Source organism: Aeromonas sp. R4-1 (assembly GCF_040908325.1).
Taxonomy (GTDB): domain Bacteria; phylum Pseudomonadota; class Gammaproteobacteria; order Enterobacterales; family Aeromonadaceae; genus Aeromonas; species Aeromonas veronii.
This window is the reverse complement of record NZ_JBFODM010000035.1, coordinates 1-17,849: the sequence shown is the minus strand read 5'-3', so window position 1 is coordinate 17,849 and position 17,849 is coordinate 1. Positions and strand designations below refer to the sequence as shown.

18 protein-coding genes and 1 pseudogene are annotated in these 17,849 nt (G+C 59.0%); 11 read left to right on the top strand and 8 right to left on the bottom strand.

The genetic code is table 11. The annotated features are described in order from the left end of the window. Nucleotides 1-10: 10 nt before the first annotated feature. The gene (locus AB5Y90_RS04525) at nucleotides 11-694 is read left to right on the top strand and encodes a response regulator (protein WP_033138525.1); all 684 of its coding nucleotides are present in this window, start codon (nucleotides 11-13) and stop codon (nucleotides 692-694) included. A 4-nt stretch (nucleotides 695-698) separates the two neighbouring features. Here the strand turns inward: AB5Y90_RS04525 and AB5Y90_RS04520 are convergent, their stop codons facing one another. Further along, a complete protein-coding gene (locus tag AB5Y90_RS04520) occupies nucleotides 699-1,826 on the bottom strand; it encodes a multidrug effflux MFS transporter (RefSeq protein ID WP_307895895.1) in 1,128 nt (375 codons plus the stop codon). 92 nt (nucleotides 1,827-1,918) lie between these two features. Here AB5Y90_RS04520 and AB5Y90_RS04515 point away from each other — a divergent pair, with 92 nt between their 5' ends. Then, on the top strand, nucleotides 1,919-2,743 hold the full coding sequence (locus AB5Y90_RS04515) for a helix-turn-helix domain-containing protein (RefSeq protein ID WP_307895894.1): 825 nt from the start codon (nucleotides 1,919-1,921) through the stop codon (nucleotides 2,741-2,743). On the opposite strand, the gene AB5Y90_RS04510 is transcribed toward AB5Y90_RS04515, so the two are convergent. Then, nucleotides 2,673-2,906, bottom strand: coding sequence for a hypothetical protein (locus tag AB5Y90_RS04510; protein WP_005342304.1), 234 nt, complete (start codon nucleotides 2,904-2,906; stop codon nucleotides 2,673-2,675). The two genes, AB5Y90_RS04515 and AB5Y90_RS04510, sit on opposite strands and share 71 nt — an antisense overlap. Nucleotides 2,907-3,199: 293 nt before the next feature. Between AB5Y90_RS04510 and AB5Y90_RS04505 the strand changes: the two genes are divergently transcribed. Continuing rightward, nucleotides 3,200-4,450, top strand: a complete 1,251-nt coding sequence (locus AB5Y90_RS04505) for a valine--pyruvate transaminase (protein ID WP_307895893.1) — start codon at nucleotides 3,200-3,202, stop codon at nucleotides 4,448-4,450. A 71-nt stretch (nucleotides 4,451-4,521) separates the two neighbouring features. On the opposite strand, the gene AB5Y90_RS04500 is transcribed toward AB5Y90_RS04505, so the two are convergent. Both AB5Y90_RS04500 and AB5Y90_RS04495 read right to left on the bottom strand, forming a co-directional pair. Continuing rightward, on the bottom strand, nucleotides 4,522-4,962 hold the full coding sequence (locus AB5Y90_RS04500; RefSeq protein WP_005339297.1) for an Hsp20 family protein: 441 nt from the start codon (nucleotides 4,960-4,962) through the stop codon (nucleotides 4,522-4,524). A gap of 92 nt (nucleotides 4,963-5,054) precedes the next feature. After that, nucleotides 5,055-5,468, bottom strand: coding sequence for an Hsp20 family protein (locus tag AB5Y90_RS04495; protein WP_005339298.1), 414 nt, complete (start codon nucleotides 5,466-5,468; stop codon nucleotides 5,055-5,057). Between the two features lie 280 nt (nucleotides 5,469-5,748). On the opposite strand from AB5Y90_RS04495, the gene AB5Y90_RS04490 reads away from it, so the two are divergent. The 4 genes from AB5Y90_RS04490 to AB5Y90_RS04475 all read left to right on the top strand — a co-directional run bounded on the left by AB5Y90_RS04490 (nucleotide 5,749) and on the right by AB5Y90_RS04475 (nucleotide 8,787). Next, a complete protein-coding gene (locus AB5Y90_RS04490; RefSeq protein ID WP_307895891.1) occupies nucleotides 5,749-6,519 on the top strand; it encodes an MBL fold metallo-hydrolase in 771 nt (256 codons plus the stop codon). A 91-nt stretch (nucleotides 6,520-6,610) separates the two neighbouring features. Beyond that, the gene (locus tag AB5Y90_RS04485; protein ID WP_307895890.1) at nucleotides 6,611-7,570 is read left to right on the top strand and encodes a helix-turn-helix domain-containing protein; all 960 of its coding nucleotides are present in this window, start codon (nucleotides 6,611-6,613) and stop codon (nucleotides 7,568-7,570) included. Nucleotides 7,571-7,635: 65 nt separating this feature from the next. Continuing rightward, nucleotides 7,636-8,340 carry a YafY family protein gene (locus AB5Y90_RS04480; RefSeq protein ID WP_335839671.1) on the top strand — a complete coding sequence of 235 codons (705 nt, stop codon included), beginning with the start codon at nucleotides 7,636-7,638 and terminating at the stop codon, nucleotides 8,338-8,340. A gap of 66 nt (nucleotides 8,341-8,406) precedes the next feature. Continuing rightward, entirely contained in the window at nucleotides 8,407-8,787 is a 381-nt protein-coding gene (locus AB5Y90_RS04475; RefSeq protein WP_103251835.1) for a VOC family protein, read from the top strand. Between the two features lie 101 nt (nucleotides 8,788-8,888). Here the strand turns inward: AB5Y90_RS04475 and gyrB are convergent, their stop codons facing one another. From gyrB to dnaA, 4 genes are all read right to left on the bottom strand, one after another. After that, nucleotides 8,889-11,300, bottom strand: a complete 2,412-nt coding sequence (gyrB, locus tag AB5Y90_RS04470) for a DNA topoisomerase (ATP-hydrolyzing) subunit B (RefSeq protein WP_005357188.1) — start codon at nucleotides 11,298-11,300, stop codon at nucleotides 8,889-8,891. After that, complete coding sequence (gene recF, locus AB5Y90_RS04465) at nucleotides 11,297-12,400, bottom strand: DNA replication/repair protein RecF (protein ID WP_005339305.1); 1,104 nt, start codon at nucleotides 12,398-12,400, stop codon at nucleotides 11,297-11,299. Before recF ends, gyrB begins: the two co-directional genes overlap by 4 nt. 2 nt (nucleotides 12,401-12,402) lie before the next feature. Further along, nucleotides 12,403-13,506: a DNA polymerase III subunit beta gene (dnaN, locus tag AB5Y90_RS04460; protein WP_005339306.1), complete on the bottom strand. Its 1,104-nt coding sequence runs from the start codon at nucleotides 13,504-13,506 to the stop codon at nucleotides 12,403-12,405. Nucleotides 13,507-13,589: 83 nt separating this feature from the next. Beyond that, entirely contained in the window at nucleotides 13,590-14,960 is a 1,371-nt protein-coding gene (gene dnaA / locus AB5Y90_RS04455; RefSeq protein ID WP_123174080.1) for a chromosomal replication initiator protein DnaA, read from the bottom strand. A 311-nt stretch (nucleotides 14,961-15,271) separates the two neighbouring features. Here dnaA and AB5Y90_RS04450 point away from each other — a divergent pair, with 311 nt between their 5' ends. From AB5Y90_RS04450 to AB5Y90_RS04435, 4 genes and pseudogenes are all read left to right on the top strand, one after another. Next, on the top strand, nucleotides 15,272-16,030 hold the full coding sequence (locus tag AB5Y90_RS04450; RefSeq protein ID WP_005339308.1) for an amino acid ABC transporter substrate-binding protein: 759 nt from the start codon (nucleotides 15,272-15,274) through the stop codon (nucleotides 16,028-16,030). Next, on the top strand, nucleotides 16,031-16,699 hold the full coding sequence (locus tag AB5Y90_RS04445) for an amino acid ABC transporter permease (protein ID WP_013724235.1): 669 nt from the start codon (nucleotides 16,031-16,033) through the stop codon (nucleotides 16,697-16,699). A gap of 12 nt (nucleotides 16,700-16,711) precedes the next feature. Beyond that, on the top strand, nucleotides 16,712-17,446 hold the full coding sequence (locus tag AB5Y90_RS04440) for an amino acid ABC transporter ATP-binding protein (protein ID WP_005339311.1): 735 nt from the start codon (nucleotides 16,712-16,714) through the stop codon (nucleotides 17,444-17,446). Between the two features lie 101 nt (nucleotides 17,447-17,547). Next, nucleotides 17,548-17,849 (top strand): annotated as a pseudogene (locus AB5Y90_RS04435) (IS1595 family transposase); the annotation flags it as partial.

Below are 17,849 nucleotides of genomic sequence, written 5' to 3'. Positions count from 1 at the left end.
TGGAGGTTCGATGGCGCACATTCTGGTCATAGATGATGAAGCGGCGATCCGTCGCTTTCTGCGGATCAGCCTGATTGCCGAAGGGCATCAGGTGAGTGAGGCGGTGGGGGTCAATGAAGGGCTGGAGCAATACCGCCACCTCAACCCCGATCTGGTGATCCTCGATCTTGGTCTGCCGGATGGCGATGGCATTCAGGTGTTGCAGGCAATTCGCGAGCACCACCCCAATCCGGTGCTGGTGTTGTCGGCCCGCGATTCAGAGCAGGAGAAGGTGCGGCTGCTGGATGCCGGTGCCAACGACTACATGAGCAAGCCGTTCGGCATCGGCGAGATGATGGCCCGCATCCGTGTGCTCTTGCGCCAGCGGGCTGGCGTCAGCAGCGGCGAGCGGCGCCACTTCCCCCAATGCGGCCTGACGCTCGATATCAGCAGCCACAAGGTAACCATGAAAGACGAGGAGATCCCCCTCTCCCGCAAGGAGTTCGCCCTGCTGCAGGCGCTGGTGTGCCACCCCGGCAAGCTGGTGATGCAGACCCAGCTGCTCAATGACATCTGGGGGCCGAGCCACAAGGAGGACACCCACTACCTGCGCATCGTCATCGCCAGTCTGCGCAAAAAGCTGGGGGATAACCCCCAGCAACCGACGCTTATCGAGACCGAATCAGGTATCGGCTACCGCTTTATCGGCAACTGATGTTTCACGTGGAACGACGCCCACTGCAAATCAGCGCCAATAGACCGCAGCCACTCAGCAACAGGCCGAGATCCTGCAATCCGGCCGCCACCGCCAACCCCAAACTGAGCAGCAGGTAGTAGCCAAGCCCGAACAGGGCGCCAGCACTGCCTGCCACCTCGCGATAGGCCAGCAGCGCCTGACTCAGCACATTGGGAATAGCCAGCCCGAAAGCGACGACGACACCCATCATGGGCAACAGGAACCAGAGGCTGGCCTGACTCGCCCATACCAGCAGCCCGGCAACCAGCGCCAGAGCGCAAGCCAGTCTGATCAGAGAGGATGGCAACCACCCCCTCCCCAGCAGATGCTTGTTGAGCAGGCTGCCGAGCAGAGTCGCCAGCGCCAGCAAGATCCCCGAATAGCCAAACTCGCCGGAGCTCAATCCCAATCCGGCAAACAGGAATGGGGCCAGACTGTAGTAGCCAAACAGCATGGTGTTGAACAGGGCGACCAGCATGGCACTGCGCCAGAGTCCGCCATCCTTCATCATCCGGCGCGCCAGCGGCCAGAGTTCGACTTGCCGGGTGGTGGCCGGACGGGTTTCCGGCAGTTGCCAGCAGGTCACCAGCAGCAAGCCTACCGCCAGTACCAGCAGACCGCTGAACACCCCGAGATAGCCGAACCCGCTCGCCAGCTGACCGCCACTGAGAAACCCCAGCACCGGGCTCAAGGAAAGCGCTATGCCCATCACCGAGAAGACCCGTGCCAGATCGCTGCCCTGATAGCTGTCGCGCAGCATGGTCTGGGTCACCACGGATCCCACGGCTGCGCCAAAGGCCGAGATGACCCGGGCCAACAGCAGGGTTTCAAACTGGTTGGCCAGCAGCGCCAGCAAGGTGCCGACGCCATAGGTGAGCAGACCCGCCAGCATGGCGGGGCGCCGCCCAATCAGATCGCAGAGCCGTCCCCAGCAGACCACGCCCACCGCAAACGCCAGAAAATAGACCGACAAGGTCTGGGATGCCTGCCCTTCGCTCACCCGAAACTGGCTGGCGATATGGGTCAGGACCGGGCTGTAGATAGTCTCCACAATTTGGGGAAACATCATCAATCCCACCACCAGCCAGAGCGGTGGCAACTTGTTGTTCATGACAAACCTCCTTCACAAGAGGTCGCCATTCTAGAGAGATGCCGATTGTCTGATTACAATAATCAGGACTATAAATATCAAAAATCGGACATATGGCCTTTATTCTTCCCGATCACCCTTTTGACCCCGACCAGCTGACGGGCAGCGTGATCGGCATCGCCTCCGCCCTCGGTTGGCACGACTCGGGTCTGCATCAACATCAACGCCATCAGCTGCTGTTCGCCCAATCCGGCTGCATGACCATGGAGCTGGAAGGACGGGTCTGCCTGCTGCCACCCACCCGCGCCGCCTGGCTGCCAGCGGGCACCGCCCACCGGGTACTGATGCGCGGTGTGGTGGCCTACCGATCCCTCTACTTCCAGCCGCACCCCGAGTTGCCCGGCACGGTCGAAGTGCTGGCGGTCAATCCGCTGCTGCACGAACTGATCGAACGGATGGCGCTCTGGCCGTGGGACAAACCGCAAGAGCAGCAGCAACGAACGGTGGCACTGTTTATGGAGGAGTTGGGGCAGGCGCCACGGGAGTCGTGGCAGTTGCCGCTGCCGACCGATCCCAGACTGGGCGACTGGCTACAGCAGTTGAAACGGGGGAATGCCCTGCCCGATCGGCTCAACCGGCTGGCCGAACGGGTGGGTGCCAGTGACAAGACCATTGGCCGCATCTTCATGCGGGAGACCGGCATGAGCTATCAGGCGTGGCGTCAGCAGTGGCGGCTGTTGCGCGCCATGGAGCTGCTGGCCGAAAGCGAACCCATCAGCCGGATTGCCGCTGCGCTGGAGTTCTCCAGCGACAGCGCCTTCATCAGCTTCTTCAAACAACATACGGGACAGACCCCCCTGCGCTACCTCAACTCTCGGGGTGAGTCGCCACAGCCTGACTCGCCTCCACCACCAGGGTATCCAGCGCCAGCGGCTTGAGATTGTGCAACGCATCCTGCACCACGGCATGAGATGCCTGTTGCAACTCGCTCTGCACATCTTGCTCCAGTTGGGCACTCTCCAGCTCGGGCCGCGGGTTTTCGTTGGCCATCACGTTCAGGCTCAGGGCACTCACAATCAGGGTAGCGATCAGGCTTTTCATCTGGTTTGCTCCGGTATGGTTGAGATGACCAGATAGCTATTCCAATAGTTGTGCCAATCCTCACGCAATTCATAACATTATGATTTTGTTTAAATTAACTATATATCGATACCAAATTGAGTCGCAAAATGCATCCCACTCGGTCATTTTTAAACCAACAGTTGGTGCTTTTAACCACGCTTGATTTTTGCACCATGTTCCACGTGGAACGTCCCATCTTTTTGATCGACACCCGCTTTTAAACTGAGCTATGGTGCTACATCCCCGTAACTCAAATCTGGATCTGTCACTGAATGGAATTTTCCTTGTTCGGCGAGAAGTTCACTCGCCACGCCGGCATTACCCAACTCATGGATGACCTCAATCAGGGGCTGACCAATCCGGACGCCATCATGCTGGGTGGCGGCAATCCGGCCCCGATCCCCGCCATGCTGGAGCGCTTTCAGGCCGAGGCCAAAACCCTGCTCGACAACGGCGAACTGGTGAAGGCGATGGCCAACTACGATGGCCCGCAAGGCAAAGACAGGTTCACCAGGGCGCTAGCCGGACTGCTCAGAAAGGAGCTGGGCTGGGATATCTCGGCCCGCAATATCGCCCTGACCAACGGCAGCCAGAATGCCTTCTTCTACCTGTTCAACCTGCTAGCCGGTGAATTTGCCGATGGCCGCAAGAAGAAGGTGCTGTTCCCGCTCGCCCCCGAGTACATCGGCTATGCCGACTCGGCGCTGGCCGACGACTACTTCGTGGCCTACAAGCCCACCATAGAGAAGCTGGCCGATGGTCAGTTCAAGTACCACGTGGATTTCGAGAGCCTGCAGGTGGGTGACGATATCGGGGTGATCTGCGTCTCCCGCCCGACCAATCCCACCGGCAACGTGCTGACCAACGAAGAGATCGAACACCTCGATCAGATCGCCCGCGACAAGGGAATCCCGCTGCTGATCGACAACGCCTACGGCGTCCCCTTCCCGGGCATTATCTTCAGCGAAGCCAAGCCGTTCTGGAACGCCAACACCATTCTCTGCATGAGCCTCTCCAAGCTGGGTTTGCCGGGCACCCGTTGCGGCATAGTCATCGCCGACGAGAAGATCATTCAGGCCATCACCAACCTGAGCGGCATCATCAATCTGGCGCCGGGCAGTCTGGGACCCGCCATCACCATCCCGATGATCGAGAGCGGCGAGATCATCGCCCTCAGCGAACAGGTGGTGAAGCCCTTCTATCAGCAGAAGGCGGAGCTGGCGGTGCAGCTGCTGCGCGAAGCGATCCCCAACCCGCGCTTCCATATCCACAAGCCGGAAGGCGCCCTCTTCCTCTGGCTCTGGTTTGAAGGCTTGCCGATCCACTGTCAGGAACTCTATGAGCGACTGAAGGCGAAGAACCTGCTGATCGTGCCGGGTCACTACTTCTTCCCCGGCATCGACGACCCAGAGTGGCGCCACAGCCAGGAGTGCATCCGCCTCAACTACTCCCAGAGCGAGGAGCTGGTGCGCCGCGGCATCGCCATTCTGGCCGACGAAATCAACGCCCTCTACGCTGGTTAATCCAATCCAGCGATACAAAACAGAAAGGCCTGCAGATGCAGGCCTTTGTTGTTTATCGCGATCCGGTTTACTTAGCCGGGCAGCGCCAGCTGCTCGGGTTTGCCGATAGGGATGGCGCGGGGCTTGAGTGCCTCCGGCAGTTCGCGTGCCAGATCGATGGTCAGCAGACCATGCTCCAGCTTGGCGCCCTGCACTTCCACGTGCTGGCTCAGCTTGAAGGCGAGCTCGAAGTCACGCTCGGCAATCCCCTGATGGAGGAACTGACGCTCACCGGCCGCAGCCCCTTTGCGCCCCTTCACCTTGAGGGTGCCGTTTTCGGTCTCCAGCTCCAGCTCTTCGCGCTCGAAGCCAGCCACGGCGACCGTGATGCGATAGCCATCCTGATCGCGCTTTTCAATGTTGTACGGGGGGTAAGCGGCTGTCTTCTGCTCGAACAGACCTTCCAGCTCACGGGCCATCCGCTCGAAGCCGACGGCGTTGGAATAGAGATGAGAGAAATCGAGGTTACGCATAATCCTATCCTTCTAATAAGCAACAGGTTCAACTCTCCACAGGCCCGTCATCGGCACCCGGGAAATTTTAAAATTTCAGTGAATTCGAGCTATCAGCCGTTGATCTCTATCTTGCGCGGCTTCATCGCCTCGGGCACTTCACGCACCAGTTCGATGTGCAGCAAGCCGTTTTTCAGGTCGGCCCCTTTCACCCGCACATAGTCGGCCAGCTGGAAGCGGCGCTCGAAACCACGTTCGGCGATTCCCTGATAGAGATAATTGCGCCCGGTGTCGGCCTGCTTGTTGCCTTTCACCGTCAGCAGATTTTCCTGGAAGCTCAGCTCCAGCTCTTCCTGAGTAAAGCCCGCCACCGCCATGCTGATGCGGTAGTCGTTGTCACCCAGCTGCTCGATGTTGTAGGGGGGATAACCGGCATTGCCATTGCTGGCCGCAGATTCGATGAGATTGGCCAGACGATCGAAACCGATGGCAGAACGATAGAGCGGAGAAAAGTCGATAGAACGCATAGTATTACCCTCTTATGAGCGATAACGGATTGTTTGCCCTCCTTATGGACGGGCGCCTGGTCGAAACCTCTGTCGAGCGTTCCGGCCTTGTTACCTATATAGGGGCTCACTTTTTCCTTTCAAGGGGATTTTTTCAAATTTTTTAAATGGCCGCGCCGACCTTTGGCACATCAACCTGTTGGCCCAATAGTGATGATAATCGACCCGTGGGCCACTGATGGCAACTCGCTCCGCCCCCCATAATGGGTTGCATATCCACCAGCCAACATGGAGCCATCCCATGAAGATTACCCAGGTTCGCAACGCCACCTTGCTGCTCGACTATGCGGGCACCCGCTTTCTGATCGACCCCATGCTCTCGGCCAAGGGGGCCTTCCCCGGCTTTGAGGGCACCGCCAACAGCCAGCTGCGCAATCCGCTGGTCGAGCTGCCGCTACCGATCGATGAGCTGGTCGATGTGGACGCCGTTATCGTCACCCACGACCATCCCGACCACTGGGATGATGCCGCCAGAGCCCTGATCCCCAAACATCTGCCGCTCTTGGTACAACATCAGAAAGATGCTGATGCCATTCGTGCCAGTGGCTTTGAGGATGTGCGCCTGCTGAGCGACCAGCCCGAGTTTGCCGGCATTCGCCTGCAGCAGACCGGTGGCCAGCACGGCAGCGACCAGTTGATGGCGGTACTGGGCGAGCGGATGGGAGAAGTGTGCGGCGTGGTCTTCTCCCACCCCGATGAACAGTGCCTCTATCTGGCCGGTGATACCATCTGGCATCCCCGGGTCAAGCAAGCCCTGCAACAGCATAAACCCGAGGTCATTATCCTCAACTGCGGCGATGCACAGGTGCCCGGGCTCGGTTCCATCATCATGGGCAAGGAGGATGTCGCCGCCGTTTATCAGGCCGCACCGCAAGCCACGCTGATCGCCAGCCATATGGAGGCGGTCAACCACGCCGTGCTGTCACGCCAGGAGCTGCGCGACTATCTGGCGGTACGGGGCATGACGGATCGGGTACGGGTGCCGGAAGATGGCGAGGCGATATCGCTGTGATCCGCAGGAGGGCCATGCCAGACATGGCCCTTCGGCTTTCACAGCCTGACGTTTATGATGAGTGGTCTGCGCACAGAGAGGAGCCTACACCATGACCACCCCGATCGTTGCCGTGGTGACCTTCGATCACTTCAGCCCTTTTCACTGCGCCGTCCCCTGCCTCATCTTCGGCGACATCCTGCCGGGCCAGCCACTGTTCGAGCTCAAGATCTGCTGCGGCGATGGCAACCGCCACGCACACTCGGCACAAGGCTTCACCATTCAGGCGCCCCATGGGCTGGAGGAGCTGGCCGAGGCGAAGATCATCATTATTCCCTTCTGGCACGACCCGGCCGCACGACCACCCGCACCGCTGCTCGATGCCCTGATTGCCGCCAGAGCCAGAGGTGCCCGACTGGTCGGTCTATGCCTCGGCACCTATGTGCTCGCCTACGCCGGACTGCTTAATGGTCGCAAGGCATCGACCCACTGGGAGTACGAACAGGATTTCTGCCGCCGCTTTCCCTGCGTGCAGCTAGATACCAACGCCCTCTATGTGGATGACGATGGGCTGGTCACCTCGGCAGGCACCGCTGCCGGGCTGGACTGCTGCCTCTATCTGGTGCGCCAGTACCACGGCTCGGCCATCGCCAACAAGGTGGCGCGGCGGCTGGTGATCCCGCCCCACCGGGAAGGGGGTCAGGCCCAGTTTATCGAGCAGCCGGTGCCCACCTCCACCCGCGATGTCCGGATGAACCAGTTGCTCGACCACCTGCGTGCCCATCTGGCCGAGCCTCACACCCTGGACTCTCTGGCAGCCCACACCCTGATGAGTCGGCGCACCTTTACCCGCCGTTTTTATCAGGCAACCGGCCTCTCGGTGGGGGAATGGCTGCTGGCGGAACGGCTCAGGCGCAGTCAGGAGCTGCTGGAGGTAAGCGGCCATTCCATCGATCGCATCGCCGAGCTGGTTGGCTTCAAGAGTGCCACCTCCCTGCGCAATCACTTCCGTGCCCGCTTTGCCATCTCCCCCAGCGAGTGGCGACGATCTTTTCGTGGCCAGAACTCCTGATGATGCCCGCTGTACCTGCTCACCTCGCTATGGCAGGCTAACCAGAGATCCCGAGGAGTCATTCCATGTCCCGTTCCGAACGCCTATTGGCCCTGCTCCAGCTGCTACGCGGCCACCGCTACGCCATCACAGGCGCGGAACTGGCCAGCCAGCTTGGCATCAGCCTGCGCACCCTCTATCGGGATATCGCCACCCTGCAGGCGCAAGGTGCCCATATCGAGGGCGAACCGGGGATCGGCTATGTGCTGCGTCCCGGCTTCATGCTGCCGCCATTGATGTTCAGTGAAGAGGAGCTGGATGCGCTGGTGCTGGGGTCACGCTGGGTAGTCGCCCATGGTGACGGATCCTTGAGTGCATCGGCCAGCAGTGCGCTGGCCAAAATAGAAGCCGTGCTGCCCGCCGACTATCGCCAGCAGCTCCAGAGCAATGCCCTGCTGATCGGCACCTCCCGCAGCGACAGCCTCACCGATGAAGCCCCGCTGCGCAGCGCCATCCGCCAGCAACGCAAGGTGACCCTGCTCTATCGCGATCTCAAGGATGAGGCCTCTGAGCGCACCGTCTGGCCCTTTGCCCTCGGCTACTTCGAACAGGTACGGGTACTGGTGGCCTGGTGCGAACTGCGTCAGGGCTTTCGCCACTTTCGGGTCGATCGCATCACCCGGATGCAACCGCAAGATTGCCGCTATCCAAAAAGCAGAGAGAGCCTGCTGAAGGAGTGGCGCACCACCCAGCAGATCCCGCAGCCGAAATTCATTGCTGACAGAAACTGACAGCAGGTAGCACCATGCTGACGGGGTCGGCGCCAATGCGCCATCTCATCAGCAAGGAGCATCACCATGTTAGTCCCCCAGTTCACCATCCTCTACGTTACCAACCCGGCCCGCAGCGCGCTCTTCTACCGCGAGCTGTTCGGGCGTGAACCGGTGGAGGAGTCACCTACCTTTGCCATGTTCGTGTTCGAGTCAGGCGCCAGACTGGCACTCTGGTCCAGCGCCACTGTTGAACCTGCCGTGACCCAAACGGCCGGAGCGATGGAGCTGGCCTTCGCCCTCCCCGATGATGATGCCGTCGATCGCCTGTCTGCCGAATGGCTGGCACGCGGGCTCACCCTGATCCAGGCGCCGACCAAGATGGAGTTTGGCTACACCTGCATGGCCCTCGATCCGGATGGCCATCGTCTGCGCCTCTACTGGCCGGCACCTGAGCTGCTGGGGTAATCCGGTTCAATGTTCCACGTGGAACGAGCAACATCCTCCGCCAGAAAAGCAAAAAGCCGCTCACAGGGAGCGGCTTTTTTATATCGAGCTGACAGCGTCGATTAGACGTCGAGGTTGGCTACGCGCAGGGCGTTGGTCTCGATAAAGTCACGACGCGGCTCAACGGCATCACCCATCAGGGTGGAGAAGAGCTGGTCAGCACCGACGGCGTCGTCGATGGTGACGCGCAGCATGCGGCGGGCTTCCGGATCCATGGTGGTTTCCCACAGCTGGTCCGGGTTCATCTCACCCAGCCCTTTATAGCGCTGGATGTAGATGCCGCGCTTGCCTTCGCCCATCAGCCACTCGACGGCTTCCACGAAGTTGGCAACCGGTTTGACCTTCTCGCCACGCTTGATGAAACCACCTTCCTCAATCAGGTTGGCGATCTCCTTGCCCAGCGAGACCAGTTGACGGTACTCACCGGACTGCAGGAAGTCGTAGCTGAGCGGATATTCGCGGTCAACACCGTGCTGACGAACCACGGCGTGCGGAACGTACAGGCTACGCTCTTCATCACGACGAACCTGGATCTGGTACTGGATACCGTGGTTGCTCTCGTTGAGCACGGCTTCCATCCCCTGACACCAGGCCAGCAGATCGCTCTCGCTGTTCAGCAGCGCTTCGTTCAACTCCGGCTGATAGATCAGCTGGGTCAGCACGGCTTCCGGCGCACGACGAGACATGCGGGTGATCAGGTGAGTCACCGAGCGGTGCTGGTTGACCAGGCGCTCCAGTGCCTCGCCACCGATGGCCGGGGCAGACTCGTTAACGTGCAGGGTAGCACCATCCAGCGCCATGGCGGTCTGGTACTGCAGCAGCGCATCTTCGTCTTTCAGATACTGCTCCTGCTTGCCCTTCTTAACCTTGTAGAGCGGCGGCTGGGCAATGTAGACGTAGCCACGTTCGATGATTTCCGGCATCTGACGATAGAAGAAGGTCAGCAGCAGGGTTCGGATGTGCGCACCATCGACGTCCGCATCGGTCATGATGATGATGTTGTGATAACGCAGCTTGTCCGGGTTGTACTCGTCGCGACCGATACCGCAGCCCAGTGCGGTGATCAGGGTACCCACCTCTTGCGAGGAGATCATCTTGTCGAAACGGGCCTTCTCTACGTTCAGGATCTTGCCCTTGAGCGGCAGGATGGCCTGGTTCTTCCGGTTGCGACCCTGCTTGGCGGAACCGCCAGCAGAGTCCCCTTCCACTATGTAGAGTTCGGAAAGAGCCGGGTCTTTTTCCTGACAGTCAGCCAGCTTGCCGGGCAGACCGGCGATATCCAGCGCGCCTTTGCGGCGGGTCAGTTCGCGGGCTTTGCGGGCCGCTTCACGGGCACGGGCCGCATCGATGATCTTGTTGACCACGATCTTGGCATCGCCCGGGTTTTCCAGCAGGAAGTCGGCCAGCTTCTCACCCATCGCCTGTTCAACGGCGGTCTTCACTTCGGAAGAGACCAGCTTGTCCTTGGTCTGGGAGGAGAACTTGGGATCCGGCACCTTCACGGAGATAACGGCAATCAGACCTTCACGTACGTCGTCGCCACTGGCGGCAGACTTGGCCTTCTTGCTGTAGTCCTCTTTGTCCATATAGGAGTTCAGAGTACGGGTCAGCGCGGTACGGAAGCCAACGAGGTGAGTACCACCATCCCGCTGCGGGATGTTGTTGGTGAAGCAGTAGACCCCTTCCTGATAGGCGTCGTTCCACTGCATCGCCACTTCAACGCCAATACCATCCTGCTCGGTGGTGAAATGGAACACCTTCGGGTGGATCGGGGTCTTGTTCTGGTTCAGGTACTCAACGAATGCCTTGATGCCACCCTCGTAGCAGAAATGCGCCTCGCGGCCATCACGCTCGTCTTGCAGACGGATGGAGACACCGGAGTTGAGGAAGGAGAGCTCGCGCAGGCGCTTGGCCAGGATCTCGTAGTGGAACAGGGTATCGCTGAAAATGGCAGGGCTCGGCCAGAAGCGAACTTCGGTACCGGTGCCGGTGCTGTCGCCAATCTGCTTGAGCGGCGCTTGCGGCTCACCCAGATGATAGGTCTGCTCGTAGACGTGGCCGTTACGACGAATGGTCAGCAGCAGCTTGTCAGAGAGGGCGTTAACTACCGAGACGCCAACGCCGTGCAGACCGCCGGATACCTTGTAGGAGTTGTCATCAAACTTACCGCCTGCGTGCAGCACGGTCATGATGACCTCTGCGGCGGAGCGGCCCTCCTCCTCGTGCATGTCTACCGGGATACCCCGGCCATTGTCACGCACAGAGACAGAACCGTCGGAATGGATCTTGACCAGAATATCGGAGCAGTAGCCAGCGAGCGCCTCGTCAATGGAGTTATCGACGACCTCGAACACCATGTGGTGCAGACCCGAGCCATCATCCGTATCGCCGATATACATCCCCGGGCGCTTGCGGACCGCATCCAGGCCCTTCAGCACCTTGATATTCGAGGAGTCGTAAGTATTTTCACTCATAGCTTACTCTCTGCCTTCTCTAACGTTTCGGAGATTTTACCCTGTTCCACATGGAACAACTTACAGTCATTCGCATCCATCATGTCTGCGAGCTGACCGGTGTCGATGGCGGTGATAAACACCTGGGACGCACACTGCTTCAGCCTTGCGGCCAGCAAGCGGCGCTTGTCGACATCCAGTTCAGAGGCAAAATCGTCAATTAAAAAAATACAGCCACGGCTGCTATGTTGATTCAAATAGAGCCCTTGGGCCAGTCGCATGGCGCAGACCAGCAACTTCAGCTGACCCCGGGACAAAATATCCTGAGCGGGCACCCCGTTCGCCTTGAGACGCACATCGGCTTTTTGTGGACCGACACCGGTATAGCCCAGCGCCCGATCCCGCTCAAACCCCGCCTCCAGCAGATCGCCGAGGGGAGTATCTTTCTCCCAGCCCCGGTAAAAGCCGAGACTGATATCGAATTCCGGCAGAAAATCCGCCGTCATCTCCTTGATCAGGGGCGTAATGGCCTGACAATAACTGGCGCGAAACTCGGCCAGCTCACCACCCAGCCGCACCAATTCCTGATCCCAAAACGCCAGCTGGCGGTACTGGGTGCTCTGGCGCAGTAGCGCATTGCGCTGTTTCAGCAGCCGCCGCACTCGCCCCCACAGGGCAAAGAAGGTCGGCTCCTGATGGAAAACGCCCCAATCGAGCCAGGCCCGGCGAGCCTGAGGCCCGCCCGTCAGCAGGTTGAAGCCATCGGGATGGATCAACTGCACCGGCAACAGCTCCGCCAAATCGGCCAACCGCTGGGCCTGTGCCCCGGCAATCTTGAGCTGGGTCTCGCCACTCTTGTCTTTGGCAAGACCGATCGGTACCTGACGCCCCTCCAGCTCGCACTGGGCAAACAGGGTAAATGCCCTCTCCCCCTGGCGGATAACCCGCCCGGTCAAATGAGTGCGAAAGGAGCGCCCCAGACCAAGGTAGTGAATGGCTTCCAGCACGCTGGTCTTGCCGCTGCCATTGCACCCGACCAGAATGTTGAGGCCGGGCGACAGCTTGAGACTGGCTTGCTGGATATTGCGAAAGTCGCTGAGCTGGAGTTTGACCAGGGACACGACTAGATCCGCATCGGCATCACCACGTACTGAGCATCCTGATGTTCAAAATCCTCAATAATGGCACTGCTGATGGAATCGCTCAGGCTAATCCGAATTTGGTCACATTTTAACGTATTCAGCACGTCGAGCACATAAGAGACGTTAAAGCCGATCTCCATCTCGCCAGCGGCATATTGTACGTCAAGCAGCTCTTCGGCTTCTTCCTGTTCCGGGTTGTTGGCGGTGATGCGCAGCAGGTTTTCCTGCAGATTGAGACGCACCCCACGGAATTTCTCGTTGGAGAGGATGGCGGCGCGGGCAAACGCCTGACGCAGATCCTCACGGCCGGCGATGAGCGCCTTGTCGCTGTTGCGCGGAATGACGCGACGCCAGTCCGGGAAGCGGCCATCCACCAGCTTGGAGGTGAAAATGAAGCCGTCCAGCGCAGCACGCAGGTTGCTGCGACCGATCTGCAGCCGCACCGGCTTGTCTTCCGCCTCCAGCAGACGCACCAGCTCCAGTACCCCTTTGCGCGGCAGGATAACCTGATGATCGGGCAGCGATTCCCCTACTACCTCGCGGCGGCAGGTAGCCAGACGGTGACCGTCGGTCGCCACGGTACGCAGACCGTGACCTTCACTCTCGAACAGCATGCCGTTCAGGTAGTAACGCACGTCCTGGCTGGCCATGGAGAACTGGGTCGCATCGATCAGCTTCTTCAGCTCCAGCTGGCTGATATCGAACTCGAGCACGGATTCCCAATCCTCGATGTTCGGATACTCGGTCGCCGGCAGGGTCGAGAGGTTGAAGCGGGAGCGACCGGAGCGGATGATCAGGCGCTCGCCTTCGGTATTGAGACGGATCTCGGCGCCTTCCGGCAGACCACGGCAGATATCCAGCAGCTTGCGCGCCGGTACTGTGGTGCGGCCATCTTCGCTGGCCCCGTTCAGATAGACCTGACCGATCATCTCTACTTCGAGATCGGTACCGGTCAGTGACAGCAGACCGTTGCTGACATCAAGCAGCACGTTGCCAAGGATCGGCAGGGTCGGTCGGCCGCCGAGGGCGCCGGACACCAGTTGCAGAGGACGTAACAGGGCCTCACGGCTAATTTCGAGCTGCATCTGTGCTCTCCGTTGTGATTAGGAGGAAAAGATTCGGATCAGGTTGGAATATTCGCGCTGCATCTGTCCACTCGATTCCGTTATCAGGAAGAAAGGGTACGGATCAGGTTGGAATAGTCCTCCTTGATGTCGTGACTCTCCTCCTTCAGCTGCTCGATCTTGCGGCAGGCATGAAGAACGGTAGTGTGGTCACGGCCACCAAAGGCATCACCTATCTCCGGCAAACTGTGGTTGGTCAGCTCCTTGGCCAGTGCCATCGCCAGCTGGCGCGGACGGGCAACAGAGCGGGAACGACGCTTGGAGAGCAGATCCGCCAGCTTGATCTTGTAGTACTCCGCCACCGTCTTCTGGATGTTGTCGATGGTGACCAGCTTCTCTTGCAGTGCCAACAGGTCGCGCAGCGCTTCGCGCACGAAATCGATGTTGATGGCACGGCCGGTGAAGTTGGCGTTGGCGATCACCCGGTTGAGGGCACCTTCCAGTTCACGGACGTTGGATCGCAGACGTTTGGCAATGAAGAAGGCCACTTCGTCCGGCAGATGGATCTGGTTCTCGTCTGCCTTGCGCATCAGGATCGCGACGCGGGTCTCCAGCTCCGGCGGTTCGATCGCCACGGTCAGGCCCCAGCCGAAGCGGGACTTGAGGCGATCCTCGACACCGTTGATCTCCTTCGGATAGCGATCCGAGGTCAGGATGATCTGCTGATTACCTTCCAGCAAGGCATTGAAGGTATGGAAGAACTCCTCCTGGGAGCGCTCCTTGTTGGCGAAGAACTGGATGTCATCGATGAGCAGGGCATCGACGCTGCGGTAGTAACGCTTGAACTCTTCAATGGCGTTGTTTTGCAGCGCTTTCACCATGTCCTGAACAAACCGCTCGGAGTGCATATAGATGACTTTGGCATCTTTTTTACTCTCCTTGATGGCATTGCCAACGGCGTGCAGCAGGTGGGTTTTACCCAGGCCGGTGCCGCCATAGAGGAACAGAGGGTTGTAAGCACCACCCGGATTGTCCGCTACCTGACGGGCAGCCGCACGCGCCAACTGGTTGGACTTACCCTCGACGAAATTCTCGAAGGTATAGTTCACGTTGGTGTTGCTCTTGTGGTTCGGCTCGGGCTTGGCTTCAGCCTTGCTTTCCCAGCTCTTCTGCAAGTTATTCACAGGCGTGGCACCCTGTACCGGCGCTCTGGCGACAGCAACAGGATGGGGACGATTGCCTATATCAAAACGCAGGGCGGGGCCGTCGACCCCGCAGAGTTCGTTGATGATGCCGTTAACCCGGATGAGATACTTGTCTCGTACCCAGTCCAGAACAAAGCGATTCGGTGCATACAGGGTCAGAGTATTGTCACTCAACTCCGCTTGAAGCGGCCGGATCCACATGCTGAATTCTGCCGAGGGCAACTCATCTTGCAGCCGGTTAAGGCACTGCTGCCATAGCGAAGCAGTCACTCTAAACTCCTGTCGATTGATTAACTAAAGACCGGCTATTCTACGTTTTTAGCCGCCGGATCTCCAGCCATCGCCCGGTGGATCCAGCAAATAAGATCCTTGACTTTCAAGGATCCAGCGCCTTTGGATCGGATTTCATCCCCAAAGTTACCCACAGCTTGATCCACCGTCCGGATTGGTCGATCCCGTGCTTCTCTCCTGTTATTTCATATAACCAAATGTCATTTATTTTTTAAATTTTATTCCAATAACATCAGGGCCAAACCAGCTATTACAACTACAAATACAAGACATTGAGAGAGAGAAACACCATGAAAACATCCATCAAACTGATTTCCGGCGCAGCCATCCTGCTCGCCACCCTGTCCGGTCAGGCCATCGCCCAGGAGACCATCAAGGTCGGTATGTCCGGCAAGTACTTCCCGTTCACTTTCGTCAAGCAGGACAAGCTGCAGGGCTTTGAAGTGGATATGTGGAACCAGATCGGCGAGCGCACCGGCTACAAGGTCGAATTCGTGACCGCCAGCTTCTCCGGCCTGTTCGGCATGCTGGAAACCGGCCGCATCGATACCATCTCCAACCAGATCACCATCACCGACGAGCGCAAGGCGAAGTACGACTTCTCCCAGCCTTACGTCTATGACGGCGCCCAGATCGTGGTACGCAAGGGCAACAGCACCATCCACGGTATCAAGGATCTGGAAGGCAAGAAGGTGGCCGTGAACCTGGGTTCCAACTTCGAAGAGCTGCTGCGCAAGAACGACCCGAACAAGAAGATCGATATCCGCACCTATGACTCCGCCTTCGAGCAGGATGTCGCCCTGGGTCGCATCGATGCCTTCGTGATGGATCGCGTCTCCACCGCCCAGCTGATCAAAGAGTCCAAGCTGCCGCTGCAACAGGCTGGCGCACCGTTCGAGACAATCGAGAACGCTCTGCCCTTCCTGAAGACCCCGGAGAAACAGGCGCTGCTGAAGAAGGTCGACGAGGCCCTGACCGCCATGCGCAAGGATGGCTCCCTGCGTCAGATCTCCGAGAAATGGTTCGCTTCCGACATCACCGACAAATAAATGATGGAATTTGACCTCGAATACACGCTGGGGCTGTTTCCCATCCTGCTCAAATACCTGGGCACCACGATGGAAATGGCCCTGTGGGGATTCGTGCTGGCACTCGTACTCTCGCTGGCCCTGGCGATAGTACGGGTGTTTCGCGTCCCTGCGATTCACTGGCTGGCGATGCTCTATATCTCGTTCTTTCGGGGTACACCGCTACTCGTTCAGCTGTTCCTGCTCTACTACGGACTGCCGCAACTGTTCCCGATCTTCGTGGGGATGGATGCCTTTACCGCCGCCATCGTCGGTCTGACCCTGCACTTCGCCGCCTACATGGCCGAGTCGATCCGCGCAGCCATCCTCGGCATTCACAAAAGCCAGATGGAAGCGGCGCTCAGTATCGGCATGAGCCGTTATCAGGCGATGCAGCGGATCATCCTGCCGCAGGCGGCCCGTATCGCCACCCCGTCGCTGATGAACTACTTCATCGACATGATCAAGAGCACCTCGCTGGCCTTCACGCTGGGAGTGGCCGAGATCATGGGCAAGGCGCAAATGGAAGCCTCCTCCTCCTTCAAGTTCTTCGAGAGCTTTATGGCGGTGGCGCTGATCTACTGGGTAGTGGTGATCTTCTTTACCCGCTTGCAGCATCTGCTGGAAATTCGTCTCAACCGTGCCTATTAAAGGAGGGCTCTCATGATCAAGCTAACCGGCCTCTCCAAGGCATATCACGGCAATCAGGTGCTCAACGGTATCGATCTGGAGGTCAAAAAGGGGGAAATTGTCGTCATCATCGGCCCCTCCGGCACCGGCAAGTCGACTCTGTTGCGCTGCCTGAACCTGCTGGAGACCCCGGATGCGGGCACCCTGGCCATCGACGATCTCGAGCTCAATCTGGCCAAGGCTAGTGAACAGCAGGCGATCGAGCTGCGCAAGCGGGCCTCCTTCGTGTTCCAGAACTACGCCCTTTTTGCCAACAAAACAGCGCTCGACAACATCGCCGAAGGGCTGATCACCGTCTGGAAGCAGCCAAAAGCGGAGGCCCGCGCCACAGCGCTCGGCATCCTCAAGGACATTGGTCTTGCCGACAAGCAGGATGCCTATCCGGCCTCCCTTTCCGGCGGCCAGCAGCAGCGGGTCGGCATTGGCCGCGCCATGGCGGCCCACTCCAAGGTGATCCTGTTTGACGAGCCCACCTCGGCCCTCGATCCCGAGTGGGTCGACGAGGTTTTGGGACTGATGAAAGAGTTGGCCCGCCAGCACCAGACCATGGTGGTGGTGACCCATGAGATTGAATTTGCTCGTGATGTTGCCGATCGGGTGATCTTCATGGAAGGGGGGCGGATCGTCGAGCAGGGCCCGCCGGATCAGATATTGGTCGATCCCAAGGATCCCCGTACCCGGGAGTTCTTGCGGAAAGTCCTTAAATAGCTCTCTCTTTGGCGGCCTGGCCGCCTTTTTTATTGGCTCTGTCCCAATTACGTGTTGAAAGGCTAATCTTGAAGTAGGCCATCACCTTGAGGTCAACCATCATGGATACCCCAGCCTTTCAACACCTGCTGTCTCTCTTTCCCCAGTTAACCCTGCGCCAGCGCCGTGTTGCTCAGCAGGAGCTCACTGCACCCCACACGATTACCTCGCTCAATACTCAGTTACCGGCATGCAGTGGCTGCCCCCATTGTCAGGCCGATGTTACCCAGCTGGCGCCTTGGGGATGGAGTCGGGGGCTGCGCCGCTACCGTTGCAAACTGTGTCTGCGCACCAGCACCGTTCTGACCAAGACGCCCTTGGCCAGATTGCGTAAAGCACAGTGCTGGGAAGACTACGCGCAAGC

Coding starts and splice junctions, on each gene's coding strand:
- AB5Y90_RS04525 (WP_033138525.1), top strand. CDS start 11: ATGGCGCACATTCTGGTCATAGATGATGAAGCGGCGATCCGTCGCTTT.
- AB5Y90_RS04520 (WP_307895895.1), bottom strand. CDS start 1,826: ATGAACAACAAGTTGCCACCGCTCTGGCTGGTGGTGGGATTGATGATG.
- AB5Y90_RS04515 (WP_307895894.1), top strand. CDS start 1,919: ATGGCCTTTATTCTTCCCGATCACCCTTTTGACCCCGACCAGCTGACG.
- AB5Y90_RS04510 (WP_005342304.1), bottom strand. CDS start 2,906: ATGAAAAGCCTGATCGCTACCCTGATTGTGAGTGCCCTGAGCCTGAAC.
- AB5Y90_RS04505 (WP_307895893.1), top strand. CDS start 3,200: ATGGAATTTTCCTTGTTCGGCGAGAAGTTCACTCGCCACGCCGGCATT.
- AB5Y90_RS04500 (WP_005339297.1), bottom strand. CDS start 4,962: ATGCGTAACCTCGATTTCTCTCATCTCTATTCCAACGCCGTCGGCTTC.
- AB5Y90_RS04495 (WP_005339298.1), bottom strand. CDS start 5,468: ATGCGTTCTATCGACTTTTCTCCGCTCTATCGTTCTGCCATCGGTTTC.
- AB5Y90_RS04490 (WP_307895891.1), top strand. CDS start 5,749: ATGAAGATTACCCAGGTTCGCAACGCCACCTTGCTGCTCGACTATGCG.
- AB5Y90_RS04485 (WP_307895890.1), top strand. CDS start 6,611: ATGACCACCCCGATCGTTGCCGTGGTGACCTTCGATCACTTCAGCCCT.
- AB5Y90_RS04480 (WP_335839671.1), top strand. CDS start 7,636: ATGTCCCGTTCCGAACGCCTATTGGCCCTGCTCCAGCTGCTACGCGGC.
- AB5Y90_RS04475 (WP_103251835.1), top strand. CDS start 8,407: ATGTTAGTCCCCCAGTTCACCATCCTCTACGTTACCAACCCGGCCCGC.
- gyrB (WP_005357188.1), bottom strand. CDS start 11,300: ATGAGTGAAAATACTTACGACTCCTCGAATATCAAGGTGCTGAAGGGC.
- dnaN (WP_005339306.1), bottom strand. CDS start 13,506: ATGCAGCTCGAAATTAGCCGTGAGGCCCTGTTACGTCCTCTGCAACTG.
- AB5Y90_RS04450 (WP_005339308.1), top strand. CDS start 15,272: ATGAAAACATCCATCAAACTGATTTCCGGCGCAGCCATCCTGCTCGCC.
- AB5Y90_RS04445 (WP_013724235.1), top strand. CDS start 16,031: ATGATGGAATTTGACCTCGAATACACGCTGGGGCTGTTTCCCATCCTG.
- AB5Y90_RS04440 (WP_005339311.1), top strand. CDS start 16,712: ATGATCAAGCTAACCGGCCTCTCCAAGGCATATCACGGCAATCAGGTG.